Here is an 11,847-nt window from a genome sequence, read left to right as displayed (position 1 = left end):
ACTTTTGCAATACGAATATACCCATAATATTTATAGTATTACTATGAAAGAATTATCCAGAGAGTTAAAAAGTACATTGGGAGGCTATGATGTAACCATTATAAAGAGTGCCGCTGATACGGATGGTGATTATCTGCTAGTGCAGGTGGTGATGGGGCCTAAAGGGGGAAATGGATTGCATTACCATGCTACATTTGAGGAGGAGTTTGAAGTACTGGAGGGAACGCTAAGTATTCAGCTAGGCAAGCAGCGGATCCAACTTCAACCAGGTGACAAAGCCGTGGCACCAAAGCATGTCCTGCATCGCTTCTATAATAAAGATACTTGCAGGAAATGTGTATTCCTTGTCACAGTGAAGCCTGCCCGCCAGTTTGAAGCAACTTTACGCATAGCCTATGGTTTGGCGCATGATGGACTTACAAGGGCAAACGGCATTCCGAAAAGTTTCTGGCATACAGCGCTTTTATTTCATATGGGTGAATCCTATACAGCTGGTTTGCCACACCGATTCCAAATATGGTTAGCGGGTTTGCTTGCCAAAGAAGCCCGGAGACGAGGGAAACACAAAGACCTTGAAAAGTATTATCTGCCACAAGTTGCAGAGCAGCTAGCATAGCAGGAAAGTTGCTTTTTGTACGTTTAAGAAACGCCTATAAGCGCAAGAGCCAGTTTCATTACGGAACTGGCTCTTGTATACAAGGTATGGCGCTTGCTTAAGCCGACTCCAGAATCTGGAACAGTTCGTCCAGTTTAGGCGTGAGGATGATCTCAGTGCGGCGATTCTTCTGGCGCGCCTCTTTTGTTTTGGCATTGTCGAGTGGCACGTACAGACTGCGACCAGACGGTGTAACGCGGTCGGGCTGAACACCTGCCTGTGTTAGGATGCGGGTGATCTCAGTGGCACGAAGTACACTCAGGTCCCAGTTGTCCTGCATACCTACGGTACCACGAGCGATCGGCACATCATCCGTGTGTCCTTCCACCACTACGTTCACGTCCTGCTGTTCTTTCAATACGGTAGCCAGTTTTTTGAGTGCCTCAACACCTTTAGGGTCCACTTTGGTAGAGCCGGAGTTGAAGAGCAGTTGCTCTGCCAGCGACACGTATACCTTGCCATTGCGGATGTTAACGGTCAGGTCTTTGTCGTTAAAGCCAAGCAGGGCATTGCTTACTTTAGAACGCAAGGCGTTCACAGCCTTATCTTTCTCGTCGAGGATGCGCTGCAGTTCGGCCAGACGCTGCTCACGGGCTTTCAGGTCGGCGTTCAGCTTGTCGATCTGTGACTTGTTCATGTTCAGCGTTTCACCCAGTGCCTTACCCTCTTTCAGGGCCTGTTGCAGGCTCTGCTGATACTCTGCTTTCTGGCGCTCCAGTTCGGCGCGCTCCTGCTCCAGTTGGGCTTTTTCAGTTTCAAGGGCAGACTTCTGTTGCTCCAGGGTGCTTTTCTGCTGCTCCAAATCTGATTTATCCAGCTCCAGGGCATTTTTGCGGGCCATCAGGTCCTCGTATTTCTTTTTTGAAACAACGCAGGAAGAAAGCGAAAGACTTCCGATCAAAAGGAAGAGGGAAGCTCTGTAGAAATTCTTTTTCATGTCAATCTTTAAGGTTGGATGGTGCTTACGTGTTGTATTTATTTAGCGGCTTCGGTTTCGATACGGAACATGCCTTTCGGATCCGGCATTTTAGCCATCAGTTCTGACAGAAAGTTGTAGTCAAGCGACATCATGTTCAGGTCACGGCCGCGGTGCAGGTAATCCCAGGCTTCAGCGTATTTCTTGTTATGGAAATATACCTGCGACAGATTTGCCAGGGCAAAGGCGTTATTCTGGTCAGCCTTTAAGGAGCGGTCAAGAAAGGCTGCAGCCTGCTTTAGGTTTTTCTTCTTTTTGTCAGAAATAAATTGCTGCAGATAGGCTGCTCCCACATCCGACAGCAACAGCGAATTGTTAGGCTGGTATTTCAGCGCACGATCAAACATTCCAATCGCATCGCGTGTATTTCCCCGGCTGTTTTCTACCAGACCGAAAGCCCAGTAAGTATTGTAATTATCTGGATTCAGGAGCCAGGCCAGGTTAAAGCGGTATACGGCAGTGTCTACCTGTCCTTCATTCAGGAACTCCCAGCCACGGTCCATGAAAAAGTTACTGGCCTCCGTGCGGCTCTCGAAGTTCTTATCGCAACTGGTGAGGAATTTTTCATCGGCCTTCTGCTGGGCATCCGTCTTGGCTACCTGCCCAAACATAGGGAGCACTTTCGGGTGCAAAGCAGGTTGTTGCTCCTGCGCAAAGGCCATGGAGGCGCTTAGTAAAATAGTGGCCGCGGCCAGGAAAATTCTTTTCATGTGATGGTATCAACTAGGTGAGGTAAATCCTTCTTGGTTTAAAAATACGCCACCTGTCTTGAAATAACAAATGCTGTCCTTTCATTTACTCGTATTTGCCTGCGGGATCCTGTTGCTTTTCCAGCAGGGCCGCAATGAAGGTGGCATCCGCCATGGCTTTGTCTTTGCTGATGCTCTTGTGCAGATAATCCCACGCCTTGCCATATTCCTGCAGGTAATAGTGGCTGATAGCAAGTTTGTAATAGGCGTCGGCTGCGTTAGGGGAGTAGCGCACGGCACTTTCCAACAGCTTCTTGCTTTGCATCAGATCCTGGGGATTACTTTCTGCATAAAAACGACCCAGGTGGCTGGTAGCCAGGTCGGTCAGCAAGCGTGGATTGTGCTGGTCTTTCTCCAGTGCATGGTAGAGCACAAAGAGTGCCTTATCATACACTTTCTGCTGGCCATATACGAGCCCGTAAGCCCAATATACCTCGTTGTTGGTGCTATCCATCAGCCAGGCTTTGTTCAGTAGCAGACCGGCTGAATCTATTTTTTCTTCATTGAAATTGCGCTTAGCTTGATACACATAGTAAGCCGATGCTGCCTTACGGTTCTTGAACCGCTTCGCATCCATATCCAGGGTTTTCTTCTGCTTCTGCCTTTCTTCAGGTGTCAGGTTTTTTTTTGCAGGAATGACATCAGTCAAGGTGAGTTCAGGCTTGGGCGACTGCCTGTTTTCTGTAATGGCGTTTTGGGAAGTGCAGGCGGCCATGGTGCCTGTTATAAATAGTCCGAAAGCGATCAACTGGCTTCGCATGGGTAATAGAGCTTGGTTCTGGCTTCAAACGATGTTACGCCTGGATTAGTGCCTCTCTTTCCGCTCCCAAACTAACATTGGTATTATTATCCATTTAGACAAAGGTATAGCCCTATTCTGTGACTGCATATGGCATGTTAATGTGATTAATCAGGAAAAGCTTAAAATATGTTGCGCAACTTGTCGTATATTCTACGACAGATTGCGTATATTTGAAAAAAGGAAACGACAATGGGCAAAGCACTTAAAATAAACAGCGGCATCAACTATAGCCTGATCGATGACCGGGATGTTTTCATGTTGATCACGACCGTGCGTGAAGGTATAAAGTATGCCACCTTTCAGAACATCGCCAACAAAATTCCCTTTAGCATAGGAGAGTGGTCAGAGTTTCTGCACTTGTCAGAGCGTACCTTTCAGCGCTACAAAAAAGAGCAGCGCAAGTTCGATCCACTGCACTCCGAGAAAATTCTTGAGATCACCTTAGTGTATAACAAAGGGATGGAGGTATTCGGCGAGAAAGAAGACTTTGACGCCTGGCTGGAGGCAAAAAATGTGGCACTCGGAGGTATACGCCCGAAAGAACTGCTTGACAGCACGTTTGGCATTGGGCTGCTTCGCGATGAACTGACCCGCATTGAGCATGGTGTGCTGGCATGATCGTATACCGCCTCAGCAGAAAACTGTATTGCAATGACCTGTCTGGCAAAGGCGCTGAACTGGCAGGAGGCCGCTGGAACAGCAAAGGCACAGCTGTGCTTTACACCAGCGAATCCATTGCCCTATGTACGGTGGAGATAGCCGTGCATATGCCATTGGGTATTGTGCCCAAGGACTACCACCTTATTACAATTGAACTACCTGATAGTGGCCCTTTAGGGGAAGTACACGAAAAAGACCTGGCGGCTTCCTGGAAATCATTCCCGCACAGCAATGCCACCCAGAAGATAGGGGACCGTTACGTAGCGGAAGGTGCAAGTCTTATACTAAAGGTTCCCTCCGCCACCGTGCAGGGCACATTTAATTACCTGGTCAACCCTCGCCACCCTGATTTCCAGAAAGTACGCATTCTCAAGACAGAGCCTTTTGTATTTGACAAGCGGCTATTTATCAAATAATCAGGTTTTAGTGTAATTCATAGGTCTTGCCCATCTCGGCAATTGTGCAGCTCCAGCCCAGGGTGTCTGTTATTTTTAGCCGAAGTGCCTCCAGCGCCTGTGCTTCCCCGTGATTCAGGTATACCTGCATCGGAGCATTTTTCAGATGGCTAATCCACCAGAGCAATTCGGCCTGGTCGCCGTGCGCTGAGAGAGAAGATATCTGCTGAATCTCGGCTCGCACCGGATAGTAATTGCCTTGCATTTTAATTTCAGTGGCACCGCTCAGCAACAGGCTGCCACGGGTGCCGGGTGCCTGATAGCCTACCAATAGCACCGTGTTTTTTGCATCATCCAGCAGTCGCTGCAGGTAGTAGAGCACCCGTCCGCCGGTTACCATCCCGCTGCCGGCAATGACGATCTTCGGCCCTGGTTTATCGAGTACCCGCAGCGTTTGCTCAAAGTCACGGATCACGTGCACATTGTGCATCATGGTGCGGCACTCCGCATCACTCAGACTGTGCCAATCGCGGTGGTGCAGGTATAGCTCCGTCACATCAATTCCCATCGGCGTGTCGAGGTAGATAGGTATAGGCGGTATGCTGCGGTCTTCCCGTAGCGTGTTCAGTATAAGCAGCAGTTCCTGTGCCCGCTCCACGGCAAAGCTAGGGATCACCAGCACGCCACCTTTCTCAACGGTATGATTCACGTAAGCCTGCAACTCCTCGTAAGCCGAAGCCCGCTCGTGCAGCCTGTCGCCATAGGTAGATTCAAGCACAAGGTAATCTGCCTCCCGGATAATGGCGGGCGGGTCCATCAGGAGCGGCTGACGTCTGCCGATATCACCCGAGAAAACGATTTTGCGCCCTTTACACTTGAGTTCTATAAAGGCAGAACCCAATATATGACCGCTTCTCCGGAAACAGAACTTGAAGTCCTCGTTGATGATCACCCACTCATTGTCGTCGTGAGTTTCGAAGAGTGGCATCGTAATGTCCACATCCTCGGAGGTGTACAGGGGCTTGGCGGGGGTATGTTTTGAATAACCTCTTCTGTTGGCTTCAGCGGCGTCCTCTTCCTGTATCTTGGCACTGTCGCGGAGTATTATTTCTGTTACGTCACGGGTGGGAGTGGTGGCATAAATCGGGCCATTGTAACCATTCTTTGTCAGTACAGGCAGATAGCCGCAATGGTCCAGGTGACCGTGTGTCAGAATGATGGCATCCAACTCTTCCACATTCAACTGCAGGTCCTGCCAGTTGAGCAGGCGCAATTGTTTGAGCCCCTGAAACAGACCGCAGTCAATTAACACTTGGTGTCTATCTGTTTTAAGCAGCATTTTAGAACCGGTAACCGTACCTGCGCCGCCCAGGAAGGTCAGTGTGAAAGGAGGGATTTCGTGTAGCATCTGTTTTGATTTTATGGTGAGGCAAGGTATACAAACCTGAGCTGCTGAATAATGACAAATGTCTCTTTTAGATAATTTACGGTTGGTTTTTATACGGGTATAGCTTAGTGTCTTAACATTAAAATAAAGCCCTTGGCCTGGTTGCTACACAGGTTTTAGCGTATCTTCGCACCATGAAAAAGATTTCTGTATTGCTGGTTTACCTGCTCTGGCATGGACTGGCATTCGCACAAGTAGACACGGTGCAGCGTGTCATCCATGACAGGTATAACAGCCCGGCGCAACAGGAAAAACCTTACGTCATTCTGATTTCAGCCGACGGTTTCAGGTATGATTATGCAGATAAGTTTGACGCTAAATTCCTGAAGTCGAAGCGATCAGAAGGAGTAGAGGCTACCTCCATGTTGCCGGCCTTTCCTTCCAAAACTTTCCCAAACCACTATTCCATTGTGACAGGGCTATACCCGGCAAGCCACGGACTAATCAACAATTATTTTTACGACCCGCAGCGCAAGGAGCACTACAGCATGCGCGACCGCAGCAAAGTGGAAGATGGCAGCTGGTATGGGGGAACACCACTTTGGGTACTGGCCGAACAGCAGCAAATGGTAGCGGCCAGTTTTTTCTGGGTAGGCTCTGAGGCGCCTGTGCAAGGTATACTGCCTACGTATCATTACCAGTACAGTGAGGTGATGCCCATTGAGCGCCGCATCCAGACGGTAGTAGATTGGCTCAGTTTGCCTGCTGAGAAGCGCCCGCACCTCATCACGTTTTACCTGCCGGAGGTAGACCATGCTGGTCACCGCTATGGTCCTGATGCCCCACAGACAAAAGAGGCTGTACTGGAACTGGACAAACACATGCAAAGGCTGACTGAGGCGGTGGCCAAAACGGGCCTGCCGGTGAATTACGTGTTCGTGTCAGACCATGGTATGCTCGCAGTAGATACCCAAAATACGCTGCCTATGCCAGCGGCTATTGATACAGCAAAATTTATGGTGTCAGGAGGTGGTATGGTCGTGGAGTTGCATGCCAAGGATAAGAAAGCTGTGAAGCCAACTTACCGGAAGCTGAAGAAAGAGGCAAAGGAGTATCAGGTATATAAGAAATCAAATATGCCAAAACACCTGCACTACGGAGCAAAGCACGACAAGTATGGCCGTGTGGGCGATATCCTGCTGCTGTCCGATGCACCAAAGGTATTTCACTTTTCGTCACGACCGCCTTCACCTGGTCAGCATGGTTATGATGCCACCCAAGTGAAAGAAATGCATGCTACCTTTTATGCCTGGGGGCCCGCTTTCAAGCAAGGCGTAAAAGTAGATACTTTCGAAAACGTGGATGTATATCCGCTTATCGCTGAAATACTGGGGTTGCCCTACCAGCATAAAATTGACGGCAGCAGGCACTTGGTTGAGAAAGTACTGCAATGAGCATAATTTATGTCGGACTTAAAGAAGTGAAGCCCGCTCCAGAAAACTGGAGCGGGCTTCACTTTAAATATAGCGACTTAATTACCTGCAGGCAGATAAATCTGCAGACCAAGACTAATGGAAAGACCAGTAGCTGATCCTCCAAAGTCTACGTTAGCATTGCTGCGGACCAGGTTAAGCATACCTTCCAGCGCTACGTTTCTTGCTACAAAATACGCATAGCCACCGCTAACACCATATACGCGTGAAAAAACGGAATCTCCATCACTGTCTTCTTCAGAACTGCCAGCTATACCTACAATGGCTTCACCAAAAAATCTGCCGGTAGGAGAGGCTCCCTCAGGAAAATAGTAGCGTACAAAAGGTGTCACACCATATCGGAACGATTCGCCACCACTGTAGATAGACAAACCTAACTGCGCCTGAGCACCAATCACTGCATTGTCACTGATAAAATAGCCTGCTCTAGGAGTTAAATCCAAGCTGAAGGTTTTGGACTTGAAGTTATGACCAACATTGGCAATACTTGCGCCAACAATCCAATTTCCTTGTTGTATAGCATCACTAGCTACCGGGGCTGATGTTTGAGGCCGGGGAAGGTCTTCAACATCCTGCGCAAAAACATTAGTTGACAAAAAAATAATTAAAGCTGATAGTAGATAAATTCGTTTCATAGTAGTCATGTTTAATGTGTTAAATTGTACTTAATTAACTAGTAGTGTGTTATAAATATTAACGGAGGAGATAGCCTTTTGTTTGTGTTTCAGCTTTTTAGCCATTTTGCAGCTGTCAAAGACGTATTTAAAGCGAGATGACACCAACAATCAAATTGTACTAGAGTTCAGCTTTTCATTAGCGAATGAAGCAATATTTTGAGTAAAGGTGCTTTGGCACAGTGTAGAAACAGCCATGTCAGCTACTGCACAAAGCGGTAGCTGACATGGCTGTGACAAATAGAAGGAAAATTGCAAATTTAGATTCGCCTGATATTGCTGATGATCACACCGCTTTGTGGGTATGTCGGCATACGGTCGAGCTTGTAGTACAGGTTTTGGGGAGGTACCTCATAAGAGATGTGATTCACCAGAAATCCCAGCGCCTGTTTCATCACCTCAATCGTGATCCACTCGCCGGCGCATCGGTGGCCGAGTTCGAACTCTCCGCCTCCCTGCGGTATAAAATCAAAGGGGCTGCCCTGCCAGTTTGCGAAGCGTTCCGGTTTAAAAAGTTCAGGCTTTTCCCAAAGTCGCGGATCATGGAGCATGCCGTAAACGTCGAGCAGTACTAGCTTTCCTTTTTTAAAATGATTGCCTCCCCAATCAAACTCGTTCCGGACACGGGCACCCAGGAATGGTGCAAAAGGGTAGAAGCGTCGTACCTCCTGCACAAACATTTCACGGAAACGTCCGTCTGGCTGTCTGAGACGCTCCAAATACTCCGGGTGCTTGTGCAATGCCAGTGCGGAGAAGGCTACGTAATAGGCAATGGCTACAATAGGGCGCAGCAGGTTGATCAGTTCAACGGTTGCCATCTTTTTGCTCAGCAGTTTACCAGCTGTGTCGTAGTGCCAGGCTACTATGTAGAGTGGGGAGTTTTCATCGGGATGTAGTTTCTTTTTCCGTACCTGCTCAATGATGCCCCCGACCCAGCTCTCAGTTCTGCTTCGGGCTTTGCGGCCGCGGTAGTGGCGCATGTCAGCCGCTCCGAAGGCATCCACCATGGCTGTAAAATCCTGCGCCCGCTGCCTCACTTCTGTTGGCTTCAGCGGCACTCCTGCCCAGGCGCAGGCGCCCAGGCACATGATCTCCTGCACGTCCTCAAACAATACAACTTCCGGCATATTCACCCACTTGGTGACATAGGCTCGCCAGGCCCTGTCGCACTGTGCAAGCAGGTGGTTTATACTTGCTTTCGACATTAGGGACATGAACATGGCCTTACGGTGCCGATGGGCAACGTCATCCATTGTCTGCACCCCGTCCTCGCCGAGCAGGGTTTTCTGTACCGGTTTAGGTATAGCGCCCTTCCGCTGAAACTTGCTTGTATCATAGAAAACCTGAGCAGCCTCCGGCCCATGTATACAGATCACTTCTTCGCCCAGGAGCCTGGTCTTAAAGATATCAGAGTTAAACTGCTGCATGCGCTTATGCAGAAAAGGAAAGCCTTCCTGCAGCAATGTGATAGAACTGTCGAGGGTCTTCTCTTCCGGAATGTTTGTCATAGCTTTATTTATTTCAGAGCATATAATAGTACTAAGGGATACGACGCGACTGCTCACTGGTTCACACACAGGCTGCGATAAAGCCCAGCTATACCTGTAACTAATGAGCAACACACCTTGCGTGATGACAGTCGCTATTTTGTTGGTTGGTTTGAATACAAAACTAATGCATCAACAAGCCGTAGCTAAATAATATAATATTTGTTAAAGTTTAAATTATAAAAATATATGCATAGCTACGTCATTCTATATCGTTTCCAGAAGGAAGACTTGAACCGGAATTTTAAGGAGAAAGTGTTAGCAGCCTTTCCGAGGCACCAGGATGTAACAGATGCGGGCTTCGAATACATCGGTGTGGCAGGCGGCGAAGAGCCAGCAGTTGTAGACACCCTCAACGGTATCCTCAACGAGATGGGCATCGGACGGGAAGGCTTCTTTGGCCAAAACGACTATGTGGCGCTGTATTTCAGCCGGGACAAGGATGATGACGATGTGAAACGGCAATTGTTGATCGGAACGCAGGATATGGTAGACAAAGACGCTGAAACCATGTCTGCAGATGCGCACCGCAATGCAATCCTGAACCTGCTGAAGGTAGATTATGCGAAAGCGCAACCCAATAAATAAGGTTTGTCACAAAAAAAAGGAGGGGCAGCCGCATAGTACGGCTGCCCCTTGCATGTTTTACTGAGGTGTATAGTCGCTCAGCAGGCCTTCATAAATCCAGTTGGCAAGGGCCTGGCGGTTATCCGGAATCACAAAACGTCTTTGATCCTTTACGTTGCGAATGTTACCGAGCTCGATAAATACGGTGGGTGGATGGCTATACTTAATCACGTACAGGCTACTGCGCTGTGTCACATTGCCAGAATAGTCACGGTTAGGCTGGTAGCGTCTGTATTTGTTGGTGAAGGTCTGGTGAATGTTCTTAGCCAGCTGCTCTCCATCCTTGCTGTTTTCGTGGTGGTAGAAGAACACATCGATATTCTGGCTTTCACTGCGACTATCGACGTGAATGGCCAGCATGCGCTGGTAGGCGCCCTTGTGTTTCAGGTATAAGCTGTTTACAGCTTCGGTGCGCTGACGCAGACGCGCACTGTGGTTGAGTGGAATCCGTTTGTTTGGGTAAACCACTTCATTCCGGTCCATTTTCAGAATCCCCTCATCACGTATGCCGTTTTCCGGGTCCTGCACGATCATGTACACGGTAGCGCCATGCTCCATCAGCACGCGGGCCAGGCGAATGGTGACGTCATAGGCATATTCATCTTCTGCGAGATCGTGATTGCCATACTTGCCCACCGCACCCGGGTCAGGGCCGCCATGTCCGGAGCTCAGATAGTAAACTGCGCCCTGCAGCTTTGAAGACTTTAATTCCACACGGGAATACTTCTCCCCGAACAAGGGCATCTCGAGTACGCGGGCAGCTACCTTGGCTGGGGTGGCACTTACATCGCTTCGTGTTTTACTGACCTCAGTGGCAACGCGTGTATTGTCGCTAGCCACAGCGTTGCTTTCGGCTGCAGTGGCGCCCTCTGGTAAAGTGTACTCTTTGCCGGCAATGAGGCCGTTGTCTTTGCCGAATCGCTCCTTATTCATCTCCACAAACTTTTGAAGATGCTCGGAAGGATTGAGCCCGTGGCGGCGCAATAAGGTATAGATTCCGTCGCCGGGCATCGCTACTACCTGCAGGTTAGAGCTTTGACCGAAAACGGCGATAGAGGATAAAAATAATAAGAGGGTGATAATAGAGGTACGCAATGCAATCAAATTTATCGGCATGTGTTAAGAATCCGATATTACTAAAAATGTATGAAGTATAAAAGTCCCGTTTCAAGATCAACGCATAATATCGGAGGCTCTATATACGGGACTTCGTATTTTTTACTTCATTATTTTTGATTCATTTTAAATGCGAACCCGCACATCTCTACTTCACACGGTAACTCTTGAGTTCATAGCGGCGCATCAACTTGTCGGAGTCGGCATAGTACCAGTCAGTTCGGATCATACCAATATCAGGCGTTACGTATTCTTTGACCCAGGTCGTGCTCAGCGAGGAGGATGCTTTTTGGGAAGTCTGCCTTTCAAAACTGAACTCAAGTGCCTGGTCCGCATGCGGTGAATCAGGTACAGCTACAAGGCCTGATGTTCTTCTGTGGTAAATCCATAAGGTATAATTCGGGTACTCGTATCCATAAGCGATGCCCGACATCTCGGGGCTGGGGTAAGTAATGTACTGTTCTTTGGCGTCCTTTCTATAGTACACGTACCCATCCCTGTCATTTCGTACGATCGAGCCATTACTCAAAATATACCAGGTGGTTTTGCTGATCAGGGTATCTTTTACCACCTGCCGTCTGAACGAACTGGTGGTAAGAACATCGCCATCAGTATTGTAATCTATCACCTCATATACCCATTCATTACCGACCTGCAATGGCATGATGACTTCCACCGGTATTATTTCTTCTTCTTTATCACAGGAAGAGAAACAAAGTGCCAGGCACAATAGGGCGAAGGCTCTGAATAAAGGCTGCTGTTTCAT

13 protein-coding genes are annotated in these 11,847 nt (G+C 48.5%); 5 read left to right on the top strand and 8 right to left on the bottom strand.

The window, feature by feature from the left end; all coding sequences use genetic code 11:
- The first annotated feature begins 43 nt into the window (after window positions 1-43).
- Window positions 44-616: a cupin domain-containing protein gene (locus tag BW972_RS09220; RefSeq protein WP_076421877.1), complete on the top strand. Its 573-nt coding sequence runs from the start codon at window positions 44-46 to the stop codon at window positions 614-616.
- A 97-nt stretch (window positions 617-713) separates the two neighbouring features.
- Here the strand turns inward: BW972_RS09220 and BW972_RS09215 are convergent, their stop codons facing one another.
- The 3 genes from BW972_RS09215 to BW972_RS09205 all read right to left on the bottom strand — a co-directional run bounded on the left by BW972_RS09215 (window position 714) and on the right by BW972_RS09205 (window position 3,140).
- Window positions 714-1,592, bottom strand: a complete 879-nt coding sequence (locus BW972_RS09215) for an OmpA/MotB family protein (protein WP_007659444.1) — start codon at window positions 1,590-1,592, stop codon at window positions 714-716.
- A gap of 38 nt (window positions 1,593-1,630) precedes the next feature.
- The gene (locus BW972_RS09210; protein ID WP_076421876.1) at window positions 1,631-2,341 is read right to left on the bottom strand and encodes a tetratricopeptide repeat protein; all 711 of its coding nucleotides are present in this window, start codon (window positions 2,339-2,341) and stop codon (window positions 1,631-1,633) included.
- An 85-nt stretch (window positions 2,342-2,426) separates the two neighbouring features.
- The gene (locus BW972_RS09205) at window positions 2,427-3,140 is read right to left on the bottom strand and encodes a tetratricopeptide repeat protein (RefSeq protein ID WP_076421875.1); all 714 of its coding nucleotides are present in this window, start codon (window positions 3,138-3,140) and stop codon (window positions 2,427-2,429) included.
- Between the two features lie 231 nt (window positions 3,141-3,371).
- Here BW972_RS09205 and parS point away from each other — a divergent pair, with 231 nt between their 5' ends.
- Complete coding sequence (gene parS / locus BW972_RS09200; RefSeq protein ID WP_007659447.1) at window positions 3,372-3,800, top strand: type II RES/Xre toxin-antitoxin system antitoxin; 429 nt, start codon at window positions 3,372-3,374, stop codon at window positions 3,798-3,800.
- Entirely contained in the window at window positions 3,797-4,258 is a 462-nt protein-coding gene (locus tag BW972_RS09195; RefSeq protein ID WP_076421874.1) for an RES family NAD+ phosphorylase, read from the top strand. Before parS ends, BW972_RS09195 begins: the two co-directional genes overlap by 4 nt.
- Window positions 4,259-4,265: 7 nt before the next feature.
- Here the strand turns inward: BW972_RS09195 and BW972_RS09190 are convergent, their stop codons facing one another.
- Window positions 4,266-5,645, bottom strand: coding sequence for an MBL fold metallo-hydrolase RNA specificity domain-containing protein (locus BW972_RS09190; RefSeq protein ID WP_076421873.1), 1,380 nt, complete (start codon window positions 5,643-5,645; stop codon window positions 4,266-4,268).
- A 173-nt stretch (window positions 5,646-5,818) separates the two neighbouring features.
- Here BW972_RS09190 and BW972_RS09185 point away from each other — a divergent pair, with 173 nt between their 5' ends.
- Window positions 5,819-7,078 (top strand): alkaline phosphatase family protein, encoded by a 1,260-nt coding sequence (locus BW972_RS09185; RefSeq protein ID WP_076421872.1) that lies wholly within the window; start codon window positions 5,819-5,821, stop codon window positions 7,076-7,078.
- Between the two features lie 77 nt (window positions 7,079-7,155).
- On the opposite strand, the gene BW972_RS09180 is transcribed toward BW972_RS09185, so the two are convergent.
- Both BW972_RS09180 and BW972_RS09175 read right to left on the bottom strand, forming a co-directional pair.
- A complete protein-coding gene (locus BW972_RS09180; RefSeq protein WP_040574621.1) occupies window positions 7,156-7,752 on the bottom strand; it encodes a hypothetical protein in 597 nt (198 codons plus the stop codon).
- A gap of 299 nt (window positions 7,753-8,051) precedes the next feature.
- A complete protein-coding gene (locus BW972_RS09175; protein WP_076421871.1) occupies window positions 8,052-9,299 on the bottom strand; it encodes a CYP152 family fatty-acid peroxygenase CypC in 1,248 nt (415 codons plus the stop codon).
- A 228-nt stretch (window positions 9,300-9,527) separates the two neighbouring features.
- Here BW972_RS09175 and BW972_RS09170 point away from each other — a divergent pair, with 228 nt between their 5' ends.
- On the top strand, window positions 9,528-9,926 hold the full coding sequence (locus tag BW972_RS09170) for a hypothetical protein (protein WP_007659456.1): 399 nt from the start codon (window positions 9,528-9,530) through the stop codon (window positions 9,924-9,926).
- A gap of 57 nt (window positions 9,927-9,983) precedes the next feature.
- Here BW972_RS09170 and BW972_RS09165 read toward each other — a convergent pair whose 3' ends face one another.
- Entirely contained in the window at window positions 9,984-11,081 is a 1,098-nt protein-coding gene (locus BW972_RS09165; RefSeq protein WP_007659458.1) for an N-acetylmuramoyl-L-alanine amidase family protein, read from the bottom strand.
- Window positions 11,082-11,229: 148 nt separating this feature from the next.
- Window positions 11,230-11,847, bottom strand: coding sequence for a hypothetical protein (locus tag BW972_RS09160; protein WP_007659459.1), 618 nt, complete (start codon window positions 11,845-11,847; stop codon window positions 11,230-11,232).

It is taken from the genome of Pontibacter lucknowensis (assembly GCF_900156415.1).
Lineage (GTDB): Bacteria > Bacteroidota > Bacteroidia > Cytophagales > Hymenobacteraceae > Pontibacter > Pontibacter lucknowensis.
This window is presented reverse-complemented; position numbering and strand designations above follow the sequence as displayed.

Excerpts from the sequence above, each read along its gene's own strand:
- BW972_RS09210 (WP_076421876.1), bottom strand. The coding sequence starts at position 2,341 with ATGAAAAGAATTTTCCTGGCCGCGGCCACTATTTTACTAAGCGCCTCC.
- BW972_RS09185 (WP_076421872.1), top strand. The coding sequence starts at position 5,819 with ATGAAAAAGATTTCTGTATTGCTGGTTTACCTGCTCTGGCATGGACTG.
- BW972_RS09160 (WP_007659459.1), bottom strand. The coding sequence starts at position 11,847 with ATGAAACAGCAGCCTTTATTCAGAGCCTTCGCCCTATTGTGCCTGGCA.
- BW972_RS09220 (WP_076421877.1), top strand. The coding sequence starts at position 44 with ATGAAAGAATTATCCAGAGAGTTAAAAAGTACATTGGGAGGCTATGAT.
- BW972_RS09180 (WP_040574621.1), bottom strand. The coding sequence starts at position 7,752 with ATGAAACGAATTTATCTACTATCAGCTTTAATTATTTTTTTGTCAACT.
- BW972_RS09170 (WP_007659456.1), top strand. The coding sequence starts at position 9,528 with ATGCATAGCTACGTCATTCTATATCGTTTCCAGAAGGAAGACTTGAAC.
- BW972_RS09205 (WP_076421875.1), bottom strand. The coding sequence starts at position 3,140 with ATGCGAAGCCAGTTGATCGCTTTCGGACTATTTATAACAGGCACCATG.
- parS (WP_007659447.1), top strand. The coding sequence starts at position 3,372 with ATGGGCAAAGCACTTAAAATAAACAGCGGCATCAACTATAGCCTGATC.
- BW972_RS09215 (WP_007659444.1), bottom strand. The coding sequence starts at position 1,592 with ATGAAAAAGAATTTCTACAGAGCTTCCCTCTTCCTTTTGATCGGAAGT.
- BW972_RS09165 (WP_007659458.1), bottom strand. The coding sequence starts at position 11,081 with ATGCCGATAAATTTGATTGCATTGCGTACCTCTATTATCACCCTCTTA.
- BW972_RS09190 (WP_076421873.1), bottom strand. The coding sequence starts at position 5,645 with ATGCTACACGAAATCCCTCCTTTCACACTGACCTTCCTGGGCGGCGCA.
- BW972_RS09195 (WP_076421874.1), top strand. The coding sequence starts at position 3,797 with ATGATCGTATACCGCCTCAGCAGAAAACTGTATTGCAATGACCTGTCT.
- BW972_RS09175 (WP_076421871.1), bottom strand. The coding sequence starts at position 9,299 with ATGACAAACATTCCGGAAGAGAAGACCCTCGACAGTTCTATCACATTG.